The sequence below is a fragment of the Nonomuraea harbinensis genome (genome assembly GCF_019396385.1).
GTDB classification, from domain to species: Bacteria; Actinomycetota; Actinomycetes; order Streptosporangiales; family Streptosporangiaceae; genus Nonomuraea; species Nonomuraea ferruginea.
On the sequence record NZ_JAHKRN010000004.1, the window covers coordinates 71835 to 90707 of the forward strand.

Consider the following 18873-nt stretch of genomic DNA (forward strand, 5'->3'; position numbering starts at 1 on the left):
CGCAGACACATTAGTCAGGTCCGGATCGTCCCGCTCGGGGCGTGTATCCGTGTCCGAAAGACGAGGATCCCAAGTTTCCGGACCAGCAGCCCGCCCTCCCCTCCCCGTCTTCCCCGTACGGCGTCACCGTCGGAGACATGTCAGAGACGACCGCACGCGCCACAGGCCGCAACTGGGGCCGATTCGCCCTGCACTACATCGAAATGATCATCGCGATGTTCGCCGGCATGTTCCTCCTGGACCTCGTCTGGTCCATGGCCGGCGTGCACGTCTCGTACGCGACCCACCCGGAGGCCGCGTACCTGCTCATGGCGCTCAACATGTCGATCGGCATGGCCGTGTGGATGCGCTTCCGCGGCCACGGCTGGGGGTCGACGCTGGAGATGTGCGCCGCCATGTTCGCACCGGCCGTGCCGCTCTTCCCGCTGCTGTGGCTGGGGCTCATCGACGGTCACGGGGTGATGATCGCGGCGCACGTGGCGATGTTCCCCGCCATGCTGGCCGTCATGCTCCGCCGGCTGGACGAGTTCGCCGGCTGTGCCCGTTGACCCTGCGGTACCGGTCCAGCACGTCCTGCCGCAGCAGGTGGCCGCGCCGCACCTGGGCCTGCGACAGCCTGAAGGTCTTCAGGTACGCGAGCCGCCCGTCCTCGGCGATGATCGTCTCCCCGATGTGGTTCTCCGCCCGGCGGTCGAAGGCCGGCAGGAAGCGCCGCAGCCGGAACCCGCTGAGCCTGTAGACCTCCTCCACCCGGTCCGGCGAGCCCAGCAGGCCCGCCGCCATGACCGAGTCGTGGAAGCCGGCCCACTCCCGCTCCTGCCGCGCCGCCTCGGCCCGCAGGTCCGCCAGGGAGGAGACCCGGCTCTCGTCGATCACCGCGGGGAAGTCACGGGCCGGGTAGAACGTCGCGTACTCGTGGATGAGCTCCCCGTACAGGTCGCGTACCAGGGTCGGGTGCAGCGCCCGGTAGTCGTCGGGATGCGGCACCACGAACGCGCTCGCCAGCGTGTCACCCGCGTACAGCAGCAGCCCGCACTGGCCGGGGTGGATCTCGAAGACGCGCAGCGCGTCCTCCAGTCCGCGCACCTCCGCCCCGGTGCGGGCGTCCTCGGCGCGCGGCGACAGCCCCCGCGCGACCGCCTGGCGTGACCACTCCGCCCAGGCGATCACGGGCCCGCGGAAGTGCAGGGCCAGGTAGCCCTCCAGGGCGAGGTGCAGGGGCAGGAAGCGCAGCCGGTTCTTGTCCACACGCCTGGCCATCCGCCGGCGGAACCTGACGTCCATGCGGTCGAGCGGCCCGGCCGCCTCCCGCCCGCCGGTTCCCCGGGGGCGGGAGGTGAGCCGGCGCTCACTAGGGCTCGCAGCCGGCCTCGGTGTCGGTGCCGAGCCCGCCGTTGCAGTCGTCGGTGCCCGGTCCCCCGTTGAGGTCGTCGTTCCCGTTGCCGCCGCGCACGTCGTCGGCGCCGCCCCCGCCGCGCGCGGTGTCGTCGCCGGCGCCGCCGCGGATGACCGCGCGCCGCTGGACGTTGACGTCGGCGCTGTCGTCGCCGTCGCCGAGGAGGACGCGGACCCGGGTCACCTGTGCCGCCGGGACGGTGGCGTTGGAGCCCGCGGCCGTGCAGCCGGTGCCCGCCACCACCTCTCCGGCGTTGTCCTCGACCACGAACCGCACGCCGTCCTGCCTGATCTCGACCTCGTTGGCGACGCCCGCGTCCGCCGTGCAGCGCAGCTCGCCCGCGACGAGCGTGCAGGTGCCGACGTCGGCGAACGTGGCCGCGGACGTGGGCAGCGCGGCCATCCCCACCGTCACCAGGGCCGCCGCGGCCATGGCCAGATGCCGTCGCATCATGATCTTCCTCCTGTCGACCGCCCGGACCGTGCCGGGCTCACGCCCACAGGACGGTAGGTTCCGCGCCCCCGCACCGCCTCCGGCGACGGCCAGGGGAGGTCCCTAGGCCCGCGCCCGCCCGGCTCCGGGCGACGCCGACGACCCGGCACGCCCGTACCGGGGGATCACCACAGCGGAGGCGAGGCCGCCCGCTCCGCGCGGTGCCGCGCCAGCCGGGCCTTAACCTGCTGCGCGGCGGCGTGACCGATCTCGGTGAGTATGGCGAGCGCCTCGTTCCACGCCTCCAGCGCGGCGTCCCCGGCCCCCGTCGCCTCCCGGACGTCGCCCAGCCGGCTGAGCGTGGTCGCCTGGTTGTACCGGTCGCCGAGCTCCCTGAACAACCTGAGCGCCTGGTCGTAACAGGCCGCCGCCTGCCCGGGGTCGCCGAGGCTGTGGTGCGCGAAGCCCAGGCTCTCCCACGTCTGGGCCTGGCCGCCGAGGTCGTCGAGCATCTGGTGCAGGGCGAGCGCCTCCTCGCAGCAGACGAGCGACTGGCGGTGGTCGCCCATCCGGCCGTGGAACCAGCCGACGGCGTTCAGCGTGTCCGCCTCGCCCGCCCGATGGCCGACGGCGCGGTAGAGCCTCAGCGCCTTCTGGGCGTGGTGGAGCGCCTCCGCGTCCCGCCCCTGAGGTTCGAGCAGCGCGGCCAGGTTGCGGTGCGTGTACGCCTGCCCGGCCTTGTCGCCCAGCGCGTTGAACAGCTTCAGCGCCGCCCTCAGGTGCCGGTCGGCGTCGTCGTACTCGTCGAGCCGCGCGCAGCCGCGGGCCACGCCGCGGTGCGACAGCGCCTCGCCGAGGCGGTCGCCGGCGCGTTCGGCGGCGGTCAGGGCGGCGAGCTGTACGGCCTTCAGGTCCCGCCAGTGTCCTTGCCGGTCGAGGTAGGTGGACAGCGCCCAGTGGACGGCGAGCGCCGTCTTGCCCACGCCGCCCATGCCCGCGAGCGCGTGGATCACCACCGGCCGCGCGGAGCCGCCACCGGCGCACAGCACGTCCAGGCGGGCCAGCTCGGCCTCCCGCCCGGTGAAGTCCGGCAGCCCGTACGGGAGCTGCGCGGGTGAGGGCAGCCGCCCGCGCCGGACCACCGGGGCCGTGGTGAGCTGGGGGTCGGCCGCCAGGATCTGCTCGTGCACGCGCCGCAGCTGCGGCCCCGGCTCGACGCCCAGCTCGTCGAGCAGGTGGCGGCGCGCCTCGTGGAAGGCGGCCAGCGCCTCGGCCTGACGGCCCGACCGGTACAGGGCCAGCATCAGCAGGACCCGCAGCCGCTCCCGCAGCGGATGCTGGGCCACCAGCAGCCGCAGCTCGTTGACCACCTCCAGCGTGCGGCCGAGAGCCAGGTCGAGGTCGATCCAGTCCTCCAGGACGTCGACGCGGCGCTCGCCGAGCCGCTCCCGCTCGGCGGTCAGCCCGGGGCCGACGAGCCCCTCGCACAGCGGCCCCCGCCACAGCTTGAGCGCCGCGTGCAGCACGTCGGAGGCCCGCTGGAGATCGCCTTCCGCGCGCGCCGCGCGGGCGCGCGCGACCTCGGACTCGAACACCTGAAGGTCCAGCCCGCCGGGCGGGACGAGCACGCTGTAGCCGGCGTCGGTCCAGGCCAGCAGGAGGGGGGCATGCTGGTGGGGGGCATGCTGGTGGGGGGCCAGGCACCACTGCACGTTCTGCGGGCTGAACGGCGAGGCGATGACGTTCCGCAGCAAGTCGCCCGAGCGCGTGCTGGACGAGATCGGGCACCTGACCCGGCGCCACGGCCTCACCACGGCGGGCGTCGTCGACAACATCCTCGACATGCGGTACTTCACCACGCTGCTGCCCGCGCTCGCCGACGCCGGGGTCCGCGAGATCCAGCCTGGCCTGGAGAGCCTCAGCGACCACGTGCTGGCGCTGATGCGCAAGGGGACCACGACCCTGCGCAACATCCAGCTCCTCAAGTGGTGCGCGGAGTTCGGCGTCACCGCGCGCTGGAACCTGCTCTTCGGCTTCCCCGGGGAGACCGCCGAGGACTACGCGTCGATGCTGCCCCTGCTGGACGCGTGCGACTTCCTCCAGCCGCCGGACGGCATGGACGCCATCAGGCTCGACCGGTTCAGCCCCTTCCACCAGGATCCGGAGCGGTTCGGGATGACCGGCGTGCGGCCCATGGAGGTGTACCGGTGCCTCTACCCCTTCCCGGACGAGGCCCTGCGGCGCATCGCGTACTACTTCGACTTCGACTACGCCGACGGCATGCGCTCCCTGGACCACGCCGGGCCGGTCATGAAGCGGGTGCGGCGGTGGATCGAGCGCGGCGGCAACGGCACGCTCGCGCTGCTGGCGCACCCCGACTGCGGGCTGGTCCTGGTCGACACCCGCGACGAACGGACGGTGTCGTTCCGGCTGACCGGCTGGCGGGCGGCGGTGTACGCCCGGTGCGACAGGGTCACGGCGGAGCGCGCGGCCGTCGCCGCCGGCACGGCCGCGGGGGCGACGGCCGAGGACGTGCTCACATTCCTCGCGGACTGCCTGCGGCGACGGCTCATGGTCCGGACGGACGATCAGTGGCTGGCGCTGGGGATCCGCGTGCCGGCCAGGACGTCCGCCGACTCTCGACCTTGACGGGCACCCGGCTGTAAGTTCTCACTTACAGCCGAGGGACGGGAAGGAAGAACATGAGCACGGTCCACAGTGCCCACCCCCACCAGCGACTCACCTGGGTCCACCAGGTGACCAAACACGCCGGCGCACAGCCAAGACAGCCCGCCATACGGTTCAAGGGCGAGACGACGACCTGGGCCGAGCTGGACGAGCGCAGCCGCCGCCTGTCCGCCGCGCTCGAAGCCCGCGGCGTGGGCGAGGGCGACCGGGTTCTGGTGCTCCTGACCAACCGTCCCGAGTTCGTCGAGACACTGGTGGCGATCAACAGGCTCGGCGCCATCGCCGTCCCGGTCAACTTCCGGCTGGTCGCGGCCGAGGTCTCGTACCTCGCCGAGGACTCGGGCTCGTGCGCGATCGTGGTGGAGCAGCCGCTGGCCCCGGTGGTCGCCGCGGTGCGGGCGGGGAAGGAGACCGAGTTCCCCTGCCTGGTCGTAGGCGACGCCCCGGACGCCGCCGGCGCGGGCGCGGAACGCTACGAGGAAGCCGTCGCGGGCGCGACGCCGAGCGGGGCGAGCGGCCCCGCCGACCTCGGCGCGGTCGCCCTGATCATGTACACGTCGGGGACGACGGGCCTGCCCAAGGGCGCCATGCTCACGTACGAGAACCTCCTCGGCCAGACGATCACCCTGCTGCAGACGTTGCGTCCGGCCGCCGACGAGATCTGCGTCGTCACCTCACCGATGTTCCACATCGCCGCGGTCGGCGTGATCGTGCCGAACCTCATCTTCGGCTACACCACCGTCATCACGCCGACCGGCGCCTTCGACCCCGAGGCGTTCCTCGACCTGGTCGAGTCGGAGCGGGTCACCAACGCCTTCCTCGTGCCGACCCAGTGGCAGGCCGTGTGCGCCAGCCCCACGCTCCCGCAGCGCGACATCCCGCTGCGCACCATCTCGTGGGGGGCCGCGCCCGCGACCCCGGCGATCCTGCGGGCGATGGAGGCGGCCTTCCCCGGCGTGCCCAACGTGTCAGTGTTCGGGCAGACGGAGATGTCGCCCATCACCACGTCCCTGCCCGGTGAGGACGCCATCCGCAAGATCGGCTCGGTCGGCAAGCCCGTCCCCCTGGTCGAGGTGCGCGTGGTGGACCAGGACATGAACGACGTGCCCCAGGGCGAGATCGGGGAGATCGTCTACCGGGGCCCGCAGACCATGACGGGCTACTGGAACAACCCGGGGGCGACCGAGGAGGCGTTCCGGGGCGGCTGGTTCCACTCCGGAGACCTGGTCCGGGTGGACGAGGAAGGGTTCTTCTACGTCGTCGACCGCCTCAAGGACATGATCATCTCCGGCGGCGAGAACATCTACAGCGCCGAGGTCGAGGCCGTGCTCGCCGACCACCCCAAGGTCCGCGAGATCGCCCTGGTGGGCAGCCCGCACGAGAAGTGGGGCGAGACGCCCGTCGCCGTGGTCGTCCCGCGCGACGAGGCCGACCCGCCCACGGTGGCGGAACTGTCCGAGTTCTGCCTGACCCGGCTCGCCTCGTACAAGAAGCCGACCAAGGCCGTCGTGGTGAGCGAACTGCCGCGCAACGCCTCGGGCAAGATCCTCAAGAACCGCCTGCGCGACATGGTCAAGCAGGACTCCTGACGGAACGCGGAAAGCCCGGCCGGATGATCCGGCCGGGCTTCTCGCGTCTTCGAGTGGAGGTGGCGGGAATCGAACCCGCGTCCTTCAACCCCAAGACAGGGCTTCTCCGGGCGCAGCCTGCTGTGCTTTTCTCAGCCCCGGCGATCACGCAGGCGAGTCGCCGACGGGCTCAGCCACTGTTTGGTTTCCCGATCACCCCCGTGGCCGGGTCGATCGGTTGAGCCTTCTGACGATGCCAGATCCCGAGCCGAAGGCACTCTCGGGCTGACAGAGGTTTCGCTACTTAGGCAGCGAGAGCCAGGGAACCCTGGCTGACCTCAGTGCGCTTAGAATTGGCACTTGTTGTTTGCGGTCACAGGATTAACGAGGTTATGTCCGCAGTCCTCGGCCCGCTTCTCCTGACTTGCAAGGTCAAAGTCGAAGCCAGTCACCCCCTGTGGAGTTGTCAACACGATCCCGGAGGATCGAGCATGACGACGATACCTCTGACAACACCCCAGATGCCAACTTGATTCCCGGTGAACGCCGTGGAGCCCCCGGAAGCGCAGCACAGCAGCATCACGCTCCCGGGGGCGACCGGCAGGGTCGAGCCGGTCAATGACGGCAGGACTTCCCCCGAGATGAAGTCCTGATCTCATCACGACGACTGGTCCCGCAACCCCCCGAGCGGGACCGGTCACTCATTAAGACGCAACCGGCCTGTCCGATGGTTGCTTCTTGTCACGAAAAAATCACGGAGTGTCGCCGAGGGCCGCGAAGAAGCTGCCGGCCACGGCGGCGGGGTTGTAGTTCCTGGTGAACACGGCGATGGCCAGGTCGCCCTGCCAGCCGACGAACCAGGCGTCGTTCTCCTTGCCGGTGGCGGCGGACGTCACGCCGTGGACGCGACCGCTGCCCGCCTGGGCGGGGGTGCCCTGGGCGCCCGCCCTCATCATGGCCGTCAGCGCCTCGCGGACCTGCGGGTCGAGCTGCCGGGGCGGGGGCTGCGGCGCGGGCGTCACCTCGTCGGCGGCGTCGGGGGTGTCGGGCGCGGTGACCAGCACCGGCGGCCGCCAGGTGCCGGACGCCACCGCCCCCGCGACCAGGGCCATGCTGAGCGGGCTCACCTCGACGTTCTGGCCCGCGATGGCCTTGGCCTTGGCGGCGTCGCCGTCGAAGGCCGGCCGCGAGCCGCTGAACGACTTGAGCGGCAGCTGCCACGACAGGCCGATGCCGAAGTTCTCGGCGCTCCGGGCCAGGTCGTCGCCGGTCACCCGGCGGGCGAGCGAGGCCAGCGCGGTGACGCAGCCCGCAGCGAAGTTCTGCTGGAAGGTGGGCGAGGAGCCGGTGACCTGGGCCGCGCTGACGAACCGGGCACCGCCGACCGTGCGCTCGGCCGGGCACGGGAGCTTCTGCTTGGTCTGCACCCCGGCCTTGAGTATGGCGTCGGCCGCCACGATGGAGAACGCGGTGCCGGCCGGGAAGCGGCCCGCCAGCGCGTCGTTCTGCTGGTGCAGGCCGCGGGTGGAGACCGCCCTGATCTCGCCGGTCGAGCTGTCGACCGCCACCAGGGCGCTGGCGCGGGTGCTGGAGACGGCGCGTTCGGCGGCGACCTGCACGCCGCTGTCGATCGTGGTCTGCACCGACCTGTTCTGGCGGCCGGGCCACTGCTGCAGCGACGCCACCTCCTCGCCGGTGTTGAGGTCGAGGATGATCACCTGGGTCTCGGTGGAGCCGGTCAGGTAGCCCTGGTAGGCCTGCTGGAGCCCGCTCTGGCCGATCGAGTCGCCGGCCCGCTGGGGGCCGCCGAGCTTCTGCTCGGTCTCCGGGGTGAGCGCGCTGACCCGGCCGACGATCTGCTTGGGGCTCGCGGGGTCGACGGGCTGCTTCTCCGTGACGGTCTTGACCTCGGGGATGGCGTCGAGCTTCTGTCTCACCGACTGGTAGCGGGTGCGGCCGAAGGTGATCAGCGGCACGGTCTCGTTGGGCGGCGCGGACCGGATCCGGCTGAGCAGCCGGTCCTCCGCGTATCCGGTGATCTGGGACAGCTGCTTGACGACCTCCTCGGCGCGGTCGCCGAGCTGGGCGGGCACCACGCCGGCCACGTACAGGAACATGTCCTGCTGCAGCGGGTCGCCGCCGCGGTCGAGGACCGGCTGGCGCGGCTTCGGCTTGGCCTTGACCGCGAACCGCTGCCCCTCCTTGAGCTGGGGGTGCAGCACCGCCGGCGACCACTTCACCTTCCACCTGCCGTCGTCGAGGCGGAGCGGCAGCACGCTGTCGTACGTCCACAGGGGGTTGTTGTCGCCCAGGTCGACCTCGACGCCGAACTCGGCCTGCGACTCGTCGCCGGTCACCCGCACGCTCTTGATGCGGAACCGGAACGAGGCCGCGTCGAGCTGCAGCTTGGCGTCCGACAGTGCCTTGCGCACGACGGCGGGGTCACCGTCGGCGCGGGAGGCGGCCAGCTCGTAGTCGTTGGACTGCCAGCCGACGAGGAAGTCGCGCACCGCGTCGTGCGGCGACGCCTCCTCGAAGCAGCCGGTCAAGGTCATGCTCGCGATCGCCAGCGTGACGGTCGCGGCCAGCGTGCGGCGGACTCGGTTCATCGGTTGCGGTGACGGAGCGCCCGGGCCATCTCGCGCTTGGCCTGCTTCTCAGCCAGCGACTGCCGCTTGTCCCAGTCCTTCTTGCCTCTCGCGACGCCGATCTCGATCTTGGCCTTGCCGTCCTTGAAGTAGAGCTGGAGCGGCACGATCGTGAGCCCGCCCTCCTTGACCCGGGTGGCGAGCTTGTCGATCTCCTTGCGGTGGAGCAGGAGCTTGCGCTTGCGGCGGGCTGCGTGGTTGGTCCAGGTGCCCTGCGCGTATTCGGGGATGTGGACGTTGAACAGCCACGCTTCGCCGCCTTCGACGCTGGCGTAGCCGTCGACCAGTGAGGCGCGGCCCTCCCGCAACGACTTCACCTCCGTGCCCTGCAGGACCAGCCCCGCCTCGAAGGTGTCTTCGATGTGGTAGTCGTGCCGGGCACGCTTGTTCTGGGCGATGACCTTTCGCCCGGTCTCACGTGGCATGCTTCGACCTTACCGGCGTTTCGTCAGACCCTGAGGTATCGGCGGAGAGTGACGAACGATGCCAGGACACAGATCACCACACCGATGATCATAGTCAGGGTGATCACCGACGCCACGTCGTCCCAGCCGATCTGCGCCCCGCCGGACGACAGATACTGGGCGACCTCGTCGAACATGAAGACCTTGGTCACGATCAGCATGACCGCGGCGAACACGCCGCCGATCAGGCCCGCGATCATGCCTTCCATGACGAAGGGCAGCTGGATGTAGAGGTTGGAGGCCCCGACCAGCCGCATGATGCCCGTCTCCCGACGGCGGTTGAACGCCGACAACCGCACCGTGTTGCCGATCAGCAGCGCGGCGGCGAGCACCAGGATGACGGCCACGATCAGGGCGGCCCAGCGCACCTTGTCGAGCATGGTGAAGAACTGGCTGATCAGGTCTCTCTGGTTGACCACCTGCGAGACGCCCGGCTGTCCCTGCAACGCCTGGATCACCGGCTGGTAGTTGTCCGGGTTGGCCAGCTTGACCCGGAACGAGGTCGGCATGTCCTCGACCTTGGTGGCGTCGCGCATGGGCTGGTTGGCGCTGAAGGCCTCCTGGAAGTTCTTGAAGGCCGTCGCCTGGTCCTCGTAGAAGACCTGCTCGACTCCGGGAAGCCCTTCGATCTGCTTCTGCAGCGCCTGGGTCTGCGCCTGGGTGACGGCCTTGCCCTTGCAGGCGGGCATGTCACTGTTCTTGGTGCAGAGGAAGACGGATACTTCGACCTTGTCGTACCAGTAGGTCGTCATCATGCCGACCTGGGCGTTGATCATCAAGCCGACGCCCAGCATCGCCATGCCGACCGCGACGGTGATGATGACCGCGATCGTCATGGTCAGGTTGCGACGGAGGCCGATCCAGACCTCGGAGAAGATGAAGTTCGCCCGCATGATTGTGTCTACTGCTCCCTGTCAGTACGCCTGGCCGTACACGCCACGCGACTGGTCGCGGACGATCTTGCCGTCCTCCAGCTCCACGACACGCTTGCGCATGGAGTCGACGATGGCCGCGTCGTGCGTGGCCATGACGACCGTGGTGCCGGTCCTGTTGATCCGGTCGAGCACCTTCATGATGCCGATGCTCGTCGCGGGGTCGATGTTGCCCGTCGGCTCGTCGGCCAGCAGGATCATGGGCCGGTTGACGAACGCCCGGGCCATGGCGACGCGCTGCTGCTCGCCGCCGGACAGCTCGTCGGGCATGCGGTGGGCCTTGCCTTCCAGGCCGACCAGCTCGATGACCTCCGGCACGACCTTGCGGATGAACCGCCGCGGCTTGCCGATGACCTCGAGCGCGAACGCCACGTTCTCGTAGACGTTCTTGTTCGGGAGCAGCCTGAAGTCCTGGAACACGCAGCCGATGCGGCGGCGCAGGTGAGGCACCTTGAAGTTGGAGAGGCGGGCCAGGTCCTTGCCGGCGACGTGGATCGCGCCGGAGTTGGGCCGCTCCTCCTTGAGAATCAGACGGAGGAAGGTGGACTTGCCTGATCCCGAAGGACCGACGAGGAACACGAACTCACCCTTGTCCACGTCGACAGAGACGTGGTCCAGGGCGGGCCTGTTCTGGTTCGCGTAGACCTTGGTGACATTATCGAAATGGATCACGAGAGCATCACGGCATGCCAGTCTAGGGGTCAGGACGGAAGCGAGGGTGGCACATGCCCACTTCCCGCCACGCACCGATCGGGGACGCCCAGCTTTACCATTGATCGACGTTCCGATTGGCTGGAGCACAGTCTAGAGGGAAGACTGGCATGGAACGTCCATAACGGAAACAAAACGATTGTGCGGCTAGACTTGGGGCTGACATGAGTTGCCAACACCTCGTATGCGCGCAGTGCGCGCACCCCGTCATCGAAGGCCGCTGCGCCCTCTGCCGAGCCAACCGCGAGCGGCTGCACGGTCATGGCTTCGCCGGCCTGTCACCCGCCCTGATCGCGGTCGTCCTCCTCGTGGCGCTCTTCGCGACCCTGGTGCTCGAACACCTACTGGGCGTCTGACTCCTGGCGGCGCATCCAGCGGATCTCCGACTCGATGAACTGGTCGAGATCGCCGTCGAGCACCGCGCTCGGGTTGCCCGCCTCCGTGGCCGTCCGCAGGTCCTTCACGATCTGGTACGGGTGAAGGACGTAGTTGCGGATCTGCGTGCCCCATGACGTGGTCGTCGCCCCGCGCAGCTCCGACATCTTCTCCGCCTCCTCCTGCCGCTTGCGCTCGAGCAGCTTGGCCTGGAGGACGTTCATGGCGGTCGCGCGGTTCTGCAGCTGGGAGCGCTCGTTCTGGCAGGAGACGACGATGCCGGACGGCAGGTGGGTGATGCGCACGGCCGAGTCGGTCGTGTTGACGCCCTGGCCGCCGGGGCCCGACGAGCGGTAGACGTCGACGCGGATCTCGTCTTCGTTGATGTCGATGTGGTCGGTCTGCTCGACGACAGGCACCACGTCCACGCCCGCGAACGAGGTCTGGCGGCGCCCCTGGTTGTCGAACGGGCTGATGCGCACCAGCCGGTGGGTGCCGTGCTCGCCCCTGAGCGTGCCGTAGGCGTAGGGCGCCTTGATCGCGAAGGTGGCCGACTTGATGCCCGCCTCCTCCGCGTACGAGGTCTCGTAGACCTCCGTGGGGTAGCCCTTGCGCTCGGCCCAGCGGAGGTACATCCGCAGCAGCATCTCCGCCCAGTCGGCCGCGTCGACGCCGCCGGCCTGGGAGTTGATGGTCATCAGGGCCTCGCGCGAGTCGTACTCGCCCGACAGGAGGGTGCGGACCTCCAGCGCGCCGATGTCGGAGCGCAGCGAGACCAGCTCCTTGTCGGCCTCGGCGCGGGTGTCGTCATCGGCCTCCTCGGCCGCGAGCTCGTACAGGACCGAGAGGTCGTCGAGGCGGCGGCTCAGGCCGTCGACGCGGTTGAGCTCGCCCTGGAGGTGGGAGAGCTTGCTGGTGACCTTCTGCGCCTTGTCCGGCTCGTCCCACAGATCGGGGGCGGCGACCTGCGTCTCCAGCTCCTCGATCTGCTTGCGCATGGAGTCGAGGTCGAGCACGTCCTGGATGCTGCGGAGCGTGCCGGCGAGCTCGTTGATCTCATCTGCCGGATCGATGTCTGCCACGCCTCCTTAGAGTACGCGACCGGCGGGGGTGCCGAATAACATGGCCAGGTGCGTGTACACGGTCGGCGTAAGGCGCTGGCGCTCGCCGCCGTCCTGCTGGCGGGGGTGTCCGGCTGCTCGGGTTCCGCCGCGGATCCTTCGCGCACCCCCGCGGCCGCCTCGCCGAGCCCGTCCGCCGACCCGACGCCCGCCGAGCCCGAGGTGACGCTCGCCGAGGCGGGCGAGGTGTTCACCACCTTCGTCGCCACCGACAGCGTGCTGCGCGCCTCCGGCGACCTGCGGCTCGCCATGGAGTACGTACGCGACTCGGAAGCCCGGCTGACCGCCGTCGCCTACCTGTCCAGCGGCGGCCGGCCGCCCCGTCACGAGTGGGGCTCCCCCACCCTGTACGTGCCGCGCTTCGCCGAGGGCGCCCAGGCGGTGTGGTTTTCCGTGCTGGCCGACCGCGACGGCGAGCCGACCATGCTGACCTTCGCCAGAAACGGCGACTGGCGGCTCAGCGCCGCCTCCCGGCTGCTCGACCCCGCGCACCGGCCCGACGTCGCCCTCGACGACCAGGGGTACGCCACCGTGATCGCCGGCGACGACCGGAGCGTCACCATCCGCCCCCAGCTCATCGGCCCTCTGCACGCCACCGTGGCCGAGACGGGCACCGACGGCGTCGCGGCCGGCCTCATCGCCGACGGCCCTTACACCACCGACGTCGCCAGCCAGATCACCGAGGCCAGGCAGAAGGCCAAAAAGGCCGGCTTCAGCTACGACTCCATCTTCCAGGCCGGCGACCACCCCGTGTACGCCCTGCGCACCGGCGACGGAGGCGCGATCATCCAATACTCGCTCTCCCGCACCACCACGACCACGACCAAGACGGCCGAGGACGACTACATCCCGGTGCCCGACTCGGCGCGCTGGTCGATCTCGGCGCCGGTGGTGCGGCGCAACCTCCGGCTCACCGAGATCCACACGTACGTGACCGCGGTCCCCCCGGCGACGGCCCCGGCCGCGGCGGAGGTCGTCGGCCACGAAGGGGCGCTGACGAAGGCGACCGGGCAGTGAACGGGATCAGTCCTCCGGGAGCAGGGTGCCGAGCGGCCCGAGATCAAGGTTGAGGTCGGCAGGCGTCAGGCCGAACCGCTCGCACAGCTCGGTCATGGCCTCCTCCAGCCTCATCAGGGTCAGCCCCACCGCCTCCAGCTGTTCCCCGGACAGCTCGCCGCGGTCCATCCGCCGCACACACTGACGCTCCACGAGCTGGCGGATCAGCTCGATCAGCGTCAGCACCAGGCGGCTCAGGTCACGCTGCACCGAGTCGGCGTCGGTCTCCAGCCGCCACTCCCCCGGTTTCACCGCCTGCCGGTCAGTCGGCTCTGTCATGCCGCATCCCTCCGTCTACCGCGTCGCCCTCCCGTACCGACACCAGCAACGCCCGCAGGGAGATCCGTACGAGGTCGATGCCGGAAATGGACAGCACCACGTCGCCCGTCACCACCACCCCGCCCGCCAGCAGGCGGTCCAGCAGGTCGACGAGCGCCACCCGCTGCTCGGGCAGGCGTCCCTCGGCGGCGAGCCGGCCCCCTCTCGGCTCAGGAGGCGTCACCGTACGCCGTCTCACCGTCGTGGTCGAGCGCGGCGAAGGAGTAGGGCGCCCAGGGGCCGACGAGCTCCAGGGTGACGCCCCGTTCGGCGGGGTCCTCGACCACCCGGGCGAACTCGGCGGCGCGGGCCTCGTCCACCAGATAGGCGCCGTTGAGCACCATCTGCTCCCGCCGCCCTGACAGCTGCGGGTCCTGGGCCCGGTGACGGGTGCCGGCCACGGCGATGTCCATCAGCGCCTCGTGCACGGCCTGGGCGTGCTCGGCGGCCCGGCGCCAGCCGTCCTCACGTCCGCGCAGGGCCGCCCGGCGGCGGTTGAGGTAGGCGGCCCCCGGCGCCGCGTCCTGGGTTTCCGCCACCGGCTCGGCGGGGCCCGCGACGGCGTAGGCCTTCACGCCCCACTCCCACCGGCCCGACACCCGGCGCAGCACCTCGTCGAACTGGGCGTGCCGCTCGTCGAGGAGCTCCCGGACCTGTGCCTCGCCCGTGTAGACGGTGACCAGCCGCACCGGGGCCGTGGGGCCCCGGCGGGCGACGGCCTCCACGACCCGGTGATGGGCGCGCGCGATCTCCTCCAGCCAGGCGAGGTCCTCCATCGAGCGCCGCAGCGACTCCTCGCCGAACTCCTGGAGCGACACCGTGCTGATGAAGGCGGCCAGGCCCCGGTGCGCCAGACGGCGCACGGGGGCACCGGCGACGCCTGCCGGGCCGTCGGGCTCGCCGCCCTCGTCACGGGTCACCGCGTACAGGTAGACGCCCTGCTCAGCGTCCACGCTCGACCGCCTCCGGCTCGTGGGCGGCTTCCGCCCGCGTGGCGACGATCTCCTCCAGCGCCGCGAGGCGGCGGCGCAGCTTGCGGTTCTGCTTGGCCAGCTCGTGGGCGTCGCCGGTCAGCCACGGGTCGTGCTCCCACCAGTCGATGCCCATCTCCCTGGCCGTGTCGACCGAGGCGATGAGCAGGCGGAGCTTGATCGTCAGCAGCTCGATGTCGAGCAGGTTCACCTGGATGTCGCCGGCGATCACCACGCCCCGGTCGAGCACCCGTTCCAGGATGTCCCCCAGGTTGGCCGACTCGCGGCCGCCGTAGCCCTGCTGCTGCATCGAGGACCCGGGAACGTACGGGCCCGACCTCACGGCGCTCACCGCGGGCTCTCGGCGGGGTCGCCGCTGCCCCGCTTGTAGCGGCGCACCCGGCGGTAGGACAGCAGTTCGCCCTCCATGTCGAGGTCGATCTCATAGAGAGCCAGGGTGTCGCCGGACGACGGGATCCGGCGGTCCTCCACGATCTCCACGCCCACCAGCCACCCGTCGTCCGACGGCTCGACCCGTGTGACGCTCTCGGTGTCCTTGCCGGTCAGCTCGCTCATCATGCGCAGCCCCATGTCGGCCGCCGCGGCGGCCGGGATGTCCGCGGAACGCGAGCGAGGCGGCTCCTCGCCGCCGTCGTCCGCTCCCTTTCCGCCTGACGCGTGCTTGCGCTCGGTCCCCTGCCTGGCAGGCACGAAATCACCCCCGTATCCGCTGGTGCGGCCCCCGCCTCACCAGCCGGTCATCCCCTGCAAGATCTCCTCGACCGCCCGGGCCTCCTCCTCCTCGGAGATCCGACCGGCGGCCCTGGCCTGCTCCACCTCCTCCAGGCGGCGCCGGACCACGGCCGGATCGCGCAGCTCCCGCTCGACCTCGTCTCTCAGGAGCTCGCCGAGCTTGACGACCGAGTAGATCGGCAGCAGCGGCCAGCCAAAGAGCAGCGTCCCCAGTCCCAACGATGTTCACTCCTCCACGACGTCGTGTCCGTGGTCAGGCCGTACCCACGAAGTCGTACGGAGCCATCGGCCCGAGCAGGCGAACCTCGACGCGGCCCGACCACCGACGGGCCAGTTCGTCCACGGCTTGTTCGAACTCGGCCTGGCTGTCCCGCTCCACCAGCGCGGCCACGTGCGCGGCCTCGCGCTCGTGGCCGACGTCGCGTACGACCAGTTGTTCGCACACGTCGGAGAGTGCTTCCAGCACCGTCGCCGTGTCCGTCTCCCGTTTTCCGGCGATCGCGTGCTCGATGATCTCTCCCAGGCGCATGCGCTCGTTGCGCGTCGCGTCCTCGGGCAGGCCGGCGATCCGATCCCGGAGCGTCGCGGCCTCCTCGTTCTCCTCCAGCACCTCCCTCAGGATCGTCCGCTCGTCGTATCGGGCGTTGACCACGTACTGCGTCCGGTCCTCCACCTCGCGCAGGGCGTCGACGAACGCGTCGTGGTACGGCTTCAGCAGCTCCTCCAGGACGGCGTCGGAGCCGGTCAGCACCGCCCCGAACCGGAACGGCAGCACCGGCACCTCCGCCGCCGTCTGGTCGAGCAGCGTCTGGTGCGCCCGCAGGTCCTGCGGCCGGCCCAGCGGCCGGTCGGCCCGGACGTCGCTCACCAGGGCCGCGATCTCGCCGAAGGTCACCAGTCCCACCTGGCCGCCGGGTTCTCCGACACCCTCAGTCCCGGGCTCCACTTCGACATCCACGGGTACGATCCCGTACACGTAGGACGCGGTGCCGTTCACGTCCGCCGATGAGGTGTCCGCGGGCCGGGCGGCCTCTCCGCGTGGTGACATCTCAGTCATCCTCTCTGAGGCGTGCCTCGCGGGGCTGTTCCTCGGGCACGTCCTCGACCTCGTCGGCGGCGGCTTCGAGCGCGGGCTCCTCGCCCTGGTCGACGGACTTGGCCTGCGTCACGCCCTGGACGACCTCGGGCAGGTCCTTCTGCGTGGTCGACAGGTCGAGGCGGTTGACCGCCTCAGCGAAGCGCAGGTAGGTGTCGACGCTGGCCACGACGATCCTGGCGTCCACGGTCAGCACCTCGATGCCGACGAGTGAGACGCGGACGAAGGCGTCGATGACCAAGCCCTTGTCGAGAATGGTGTCGATGACGTCCGCGAGATTCGTCCCCGAGCTGCCGCCGCCGGCAGGCGTGCCGCGACCGGCAGGTTGCACGGTCATGTCATACCCCCTGGTAGTGGCCGACCGGCCTGACGGGTGACTTACTCGGATCTGGCCCGACGGCGGCGCACCGGCCGCTCGGGCTCGGGAGCCGGGCGTCTGGACGTCGTGCCACGACGCCGCGCGGTGGCGGGCCGTCTGGGCGGCTCCTCTTCCTCGGGCTCCTCTTCCTCTTCGGGTTCCTCTTCCTCCTCTTCTTCCTCCTCCTCAGGCTCCTCCTCGGGTTCCTCTTCTTCCTCCTCCTCTTCGGGTTCCTCTTCCTCCTCGCCTTCGGGCTCTTCGGCTTCCGCCCGCTCGCCCTCTTCAGGCTCCTCGGGCTCCTCTTCCTCCTCGCCCTGCTCGGCCTGCTCCTCCTGGACCGCGGTCTCGTGGTCCTTGACGACCTCGCTGTCGCGGATCTCGCCGCGCCAGCCCTCAAGCTCGTCGGGGTTCAGCAGGAGGTGCGCCATCACGTGCCGCCGGAAGTGCTTGAGCTCCAGCCGCACCCGACGTCCCTGCGCGCGCCACAGGTTGCCGGTCCGCTCGAACAGGCCCTGCGGGTGGTACTCCAGCACCACCAGGACCCGGGTCAGGTCGGGAGTGATCTCGTGGAAGGTCACCGCCCCGTCGACGCGACCCTTCTCCCCCTCCGAGCGCCAGATGATCCGCTGGTCCGGGATCTGCTCGATGATGGTCGCCTTCCAGCTACGGTGCGACATGAAGACCTGGGCTTTCCAGGTGAGCTCCTCGTCGGAGTCCTGCTTGACGGTCTCGACCTTCTTCATGAAGGTCGGGAAGTCCTGGAACTGGGTCCACTGGTCGTACACCAGACGGCGGGGCGCGCCGACGTCGAGCGCCTCCACGATGTTGGTGACCTTCTCGTGGCCTCGTCCGCCACCGCCGCCACCGCCGGTGATCTTCTGCATCACGCCCTTGAGCCCGCCCTTGAGCCCGCCCTTAAGAGCCCCGCCCAGGAAGCCGCCCGGTTTGTCCGAGCCCGTCACCGCGCTCATCAAACTCTTGCCCCCGTGTTCCACGTAGTCGGTGAGCCGGCCTGTCAGGCCTTCGATCTTGTCCCCCGCGGAGGACAGCACGCGCGTCCCCGCGGCCTGCAGGAGACCCTGAGCCGACTCCACCAGCCGGCTCATCGGCAGGCCGCCGGCCACTCCCTCGCCGGCCTCGGCCGCCTTCCCGGCGACCCCCTGACCGGTCTCGGCCGCCTTCCCCGCGGTGTCCTTGACCTGGTCCCCGGCCGTTTCCGTCGCGGCTTCGCCGGTCTGGCGGGCCGTTCTCCCCGCCTTGCCTGCCACTCCCCGGACGGCACCGGTCGCCGCCTTCCTCAATCTCTCCGCATCAGCCACTTCGCTCACCCCCGTGACTGGCCGGCCCGCCGGACGGGACGCGTGCGCCGACGTGCCCCCTCGCCTTCGGCCTTCTCCTGGGTCCGCGCCGGCCGCTTGGCCCGCGCCGGCTCCTCGGCCTCTTCCTCTTCGCCCTCCTCCTCGCCGGCCTCCTCTTCAGGCTCTTCCTCGTAGTCCTCTTCTTCGCCTTCTTCGTCGCGGGACGCCTGTTTGGTGACCTTGTCCGCGGCTTCGCCGACACCGCCGAGCGACCCCGCGCGCTCCTGCAGCCTCTGGCTCAGAGAGTCGATCTGCCTGGTCGCCGCGGTCATGGCCGCCGTCTTGGCGGCCTCCACGAGCTCGCCGCGAAGGCGGTCGGTGATCTGCTGGAGCTCCACGTTAGAGCCGAGCGCCTTGACGCCCTGCGCGAGCGGGCCCCCGTTGCCGCAGCTCGCACGCCCCGCCAGCCCCGCCGCCGCCAGAGCCGCCGCCGTGCGCAGCTTCCGGCGTCTTCCGAGGCAATAGCCGGCGAGTACGGCGAAGGCCACCTGCAACTTGTTCGACATGATCAGCGCTCCTTCCCGCTCGCTCACCATCTCGACGCACACTGGTGCAGTGCAGACGGACAGACCCGAATGTGCCGGTGCCTGTTCGCCGCGGCATGCCCTACCCGGAAAACGGACAGAGC

22 protein-coding genes, 1 other RNA gene and 1 pseudogene are annotated in these 18873 nt (G+C 70.5%); 5 read left to right on the forward strand and 19 right to left on the reverse strand.

From position 1 onward, the window contains the following. The first annotated feature begins 137 nt into the window (after positions 1 to 137). Entirely contained in the window at positions 138 to 548 is a 411-nt protein-coding gene (locus tag KME79_RS05325) for a hypothetical protein (protein WP_148034168.1), read from the forward strand. On the opposite strand, the pseudogene KME79_RS05330 reads toward KME79_RS05325, so the two are convergent. The 3 genes and pseudogenes from KME79_RS05330 to KME79_RS05340 all read right to left on the reverse strand — a co-directional run. After that, positions 505 to 1293, reverse strand: a pseudogene (locus KME79_RS05330) (ARPP-2 domain-containing protein); the annotation flags it as partial. The gene KME79_RS05325 and the pseudogene KME79_RS05330 overlap by 44 nt on opposite strands. Before the next feature lie 58 nt (positions 1294 to 1351). Then, complete coding sequence (locus KME79_RS05335; protein WP_219543534.1) at positions 1352 to 1849, reverse strand: calcium-binding protein; 498 nt, start codon at positions 1847 to 1849, stop codon at positions 1352 to 1354. Between the two features lie 164 nt (positions 1850 to 2013). Further along, the gene (locus KME79_RS05340; RefSeq protein ID WP_219543535.1) at positions 2014 to 3582 is read right to left on the reverse strand and encodes a BTAD domain-containing putative transcriptional regulator; all 1569 of its coding nucleotides are present in this window, start codon (positions 3580 to 3582) and stop codon (positions 2014 to 2016) included. Between KME79_RS05340 and KME79_RS05345 the strand changes: the two genes are divergently transcribed. Further along, the gene (locus tag KME79_RS05345) at positions 3566 to 4477 is read left to right on the forward strand and encodes a radical SAM protein (RefSeq protein WP_219543536.1); all 912 of its coding nucleotides are present in this window, start codon (positions 3566 to 3568) and stop codon (positions 4475 to 4477) included. The two genes, KME79_RS05340 and KME79_RS05345, sit on opposite strands and share 17 nt — an antisense overlap. A 53-nt stretch (positions 4478 to 4530) precedes the next feature. Further along, positions 4531 to 6105 carry a long-chain-fatty-acid--CoA ligase gene (locus tag KME79_RS05350; RefSeq protein ID WP_219543537.1) on the forward strand — a complete coding sequence of 525 codons (1575 nt, stop codon included), beginning with the start codon at positions 4531 to 4533 and terminating at the stop codon, positions 6103 to 6105. A gap of 51 nt (positions 6106 to 6156) precedes the next feature. Here KME79_RS05350 and ssrA read toward each other — a convergent pair. From ssrA to ftsE, 5 genes are all read right to left on the reverse strand, one after another. Further along, positions 6157 to 6540: a transfer-messenger RNA gene (ssrA, locus tag KME79_RS05355) on the reverse strand. A 296-nt stretch (positions 6541 to 6836) separates the two neighbouring features. Then, positions 6837 to 8693 carry a penicillin-binding transpeptidase domain-containing protein gene (locus tag KME79_RS05360; protein ID WP_219543538.1) on the reverse strand — a complete coding sequence of 619 codons (1857 nt, stop codon included), beginning with the start codon at positions 8691 to 8693 and terminating at the stop codon, positions 6837 to 6839. Then, the gene (gene smpB / locus KME79_RS05365) at positions 8690 to 9157 is read right to left on the reverse strand and encodes an SsrA-binding protein SmpB (protein WP_148034181.1); all 468 of its coding nucleotides are present in this window, start codon (positions 9155 to 9157) and stop codon (positions 8690 to 8692) included. The genes KME79_RS05360 and smpB overlap by 4 nt, the downstream gene beginning before the upstream one ends. A gap of 23 nt (positions 9158 to 9180) precedes the next feature. Further along, a complete protein-coding gene (gene ftsX, locus KME79_RS05370; protein ID WP_148034182.1) occupies positions 9181 to 10089 on the reverse strand; it encodes a permease-like cell division protein FtsX in 909 nt (302 codons plus the stop codon). A gap of 21 nt (positions 10090 to 10110) precedes the next feature. Then, positions 10111 to 10800, reverse strand: a complete 690-nt coding sequence (ftsE, locus tag KME79_RS05375) for a cell division ATP-binding protein FtsE (protein WP_091079803.1) — start codon at positions 10798 to 10800, stop codon at positions 10111 to 10113. 203 nt (positions 10801 to 11003) lie between these two features. Between ftsE and KME79_RS05380 the strand changes: the two genes are divergently transcribed. Next, positions 11004 to 11195 carry a hypothetical protein gene (locus KME79_RS05380; protein WP_219543539.1) on the forward strand — a complete coding sequence of 64 codons (192 nt, stop codon included), beginning with the start codon at positions 11004 to 11006 and terminating at the stop codon, positions 11193 to 11195. On the opposite strand, the gene prfB is transcribed toward KME79_RS05380, so the two are convergent. Next, positions 11181 to 12296, reverse strand: a complete 1116-nt coding sequence (gene prfB, locus KME79_RS05385) for a peptide chain release factor 2 (RefSeq protein ID WP_219543540.1) — start codon at positions 12294 to 12296, stop codon at positions 11181 to 11183. The two genes, KME79_RS05380 and prfB, sit on opposite strands and share 15 nt — an antisense overlap. A 48-nt stretch (positions 12297 to 12344) precedes the next feature. Between prfB and KME79_RS05390 the strand changes: the two genes are divergently transcribed. Next, positions 12345 to 13352 (forward strand): DUF8094 domain-containing protein, encoded by a 1008-nt coding sequence (locus KME79_RS05390; protein ID WP_219543541.1) that lies wholly within the window; start codon positions 12345 to 12347, stop codon positions 13350 to 13352. Between the two features lie 6 nt (positions 13353 to 13358). Here the strand turns inward: KME79_RS05390 and KME79_RS05395 are convergent, their stop codons facing one another. The 10 genes from KME79_RS05395 to KME79_RS05440 are packed head-to-tail and all read right to left on the reverse strand — an operon-like array spanning position 13359 to position 18751. Continuing rightward, positions 13359 to 13670 carry a gas vesicle protein K gene (locus KME79_RS05395; protein WP_148034186.1) on the reverse strand — a complete coding sequence of 104 codons (312 nt, stop codon included), beginning with the start codon at positions 13668 to 13670 and terminating at the stop codon, positions 13359 to 13361. Continuing rightward, entirely contained in the window at positions 13654 to 13893 is a 240-nt protein-coding gene (gene gvpJ, locus KME79_RS05400; RefSeq protein ID WP_148034187.1) for a gas vesicle protein GvpJ, read from the reverse strand. Before gvpJ (KME79_RS05400) ends, KME79_RS05395 begins: the two co-directional genes overlap by 17 nt. Then, positions 13880 to 14662, reverse strand: a complete 783-nt coding sequence (locus KME79_RS05405; RefSeq protein ID WP_219543542.1) for a GvpL/GvpF family gas vesicle protein — start codon at positions 14660 to 14662, stop codon at positions 13880 to 13882. Before KME79_RS05405 ends, gvpJ (KME79_RS05400) begins: the two co-directional genes overlap by 14 nt. Continuing rightward, positions 14652 to 15032, reverse strand: coding sequence for a gas vesicle protein GvpJ (gene gvpJ / locus KME79_RS05410; RefSeq protein ID WP_372452403.1), 381 nt, complete (start codon positions 15030 to 15032; stop codon positions 14652 to 14654). The genes KME79_RS05405 and gvpJ (KME79_RS05410) overlap by 11 nt, the downstream gene beginning before the upstream one ends. Further along, positions 15029 to 15391, reverse strand: a complete 363-nt coding sequence (locus KME79_RS05415; protein WP_308248795.1) for a gas vesicle protein GvpO — start codon at positions 15389 to 15391, stop codon at positions 15029 to 15031. The genes gvpJ (KME79_RS05410) and KME79_RS05415 overlap by 4 nt, the downstream gene beginning before the upstream one ends. A 36-nt stretch (positions 15392 to 15427) precedes the next feature. After that, positions 15428 to 15652, reverse strand: a complete 225-nt coding sequence (locus tag KME79_RS05420) for a gas vesicle protein GvpG (protein WP_148034189.1) — start codon at positions 15650 to 15652, stop codon at positions 15428 to 15430. A 34-nt stretch (positions 15653 to 15686) separates the two neighbouring features. Then, complete coding sequence (locus KME79_RS05425; protein ID WP_246639335.1) at positions 15687 to 16481, reverse strand: GvpL/GvpF family gas vesicle protein; 795 nt, start codon at positions 16479 to 16481, stop codon at positions 15687 to 15689. Between the two features lies 1 nt (position 16482). Beyond that, on the reverse strand, positions 16483 to 16866 hold the full coding sequence (gene gvpJ / locus KME79_RS47655; RefSeq protein ID WP_219543544.1) for a gas vesicle protein GvpJ: 384 nt from the start codon (positions 16864 to 16866) through the stop codon (positions 16483 to 16485). Between the two features lie 41 nt (positions 16867 to 16907). Further along, positions 16908 to 18155 carry an SRPBCC family protein gene (locus KME79_RS05435; RefSeq protein WP_308248796.1) on the reverse strand — a complete coding sequence of 416 codons (1248 nt, stop codon included), beginning with the start codon at positions 18153 to 18155 and terminating at the stop codon, positions 16908 to 16910. 56 nt (positions 18156 to 18211) lie between these two features. After that, positions 18212 to 18751 carry a hypothetical protein gene (locus KME79_RS05440; RefSeq protein WP_219543545.1) on the reverse strand — a complete coding sequence of 180 codons (540 nt, stop codon included), beginning with the start codon at positions 18749 to 18751 and terminating at the stop codon, positions 18212 to 18214. Positions 18752 to 18873 lie beyond the last annotated feature (122 nt).

Bases quoted from the DNA above. Each gene is read 5' to 3' on its own strand.
- KME79_RS05325 (WP_148034168.1), top strand. From the start codon at position 138: ATGTCAGAGACGACCGCACGCGCCACAGGCCGCAACTGGGGCCGATTC.
- KME79_RS05335 (WP_219543534.1), bottom strand. From the start codon at position 1,849: ATGATGCGACGGCATCTGGCCATGGCCGCGGCGGCCCTGGTGACGGTG.
- KME79_RS05345 (WP_219543536.1), top strand. From the start codon at position 3,566: ATGACGTTCCGCAGCAAGTCGCCCGAGCGCGTGCTGGACGAGATCGGG.
- KME79_RS05350 (WP_219543537.1), top strand. From the start codon at position 4,531: ATGAGCACGGTCCACAGTGCCCACCCCCACCAGCGACTCACCTGGGTC.
- KME79_RS05360 (WP_219543538.1), bottom strand. From the start codon at position 8,693: ATGAACCGAGTCCGCCGCACGCTGGCCGCGACCGTCACGCTGGCGATC.
- smpB (WP_148034181.1), bottom strand. From the start codon at position 9,157: ATGCCACGTGAGACCGGGCGAAAGGTCATCGCCCAGAACAAGCGTGCC.
- ftsX (WP_148034182.1), bottom strand. From the start codon at position 10,089: ATGCGGGCGAACTTCATCTTCTCCGAGGTCTGGATCGGCCTCCGTCGC.
- KME79_RS05380 (WP_219543539.1), top strand. From the start codon at position 11,004: ATGAGTTGCCAACACCTCGTATGCGCGCAGTGCGCGCACCCCGTCATC.
- KME79_RS05395 (WP_148034186.1), bottom strand. From the start codon at position 13,670: ATGACAGAGCCGACTGACCGGCAGGCGGTGAAACCGGGGGAGTGGCGG.
- KME79_RS05425 (WP_246639335.1), bottom strand. From the start codon at position 16,481: ATGTCACCACGCGGAGAGGCCGCCCGGCCCGCGGACACCTCATCGGCG.
- gvpJ (WP_219543544.1), bottom strand. From the start codon at position 16,866: ATGACCGTGCAACCTGCCGGTCGCGGCACGCCTGCCGGCGGCGGCAGC.
- KME79_RS05440 (WP_219543545.1), bottom strand. From the start codon at position 18,751: ATGTCGAACAAGTTGCAGGTGGCCTTCGCCGTACTCGCCGGCTATTGC.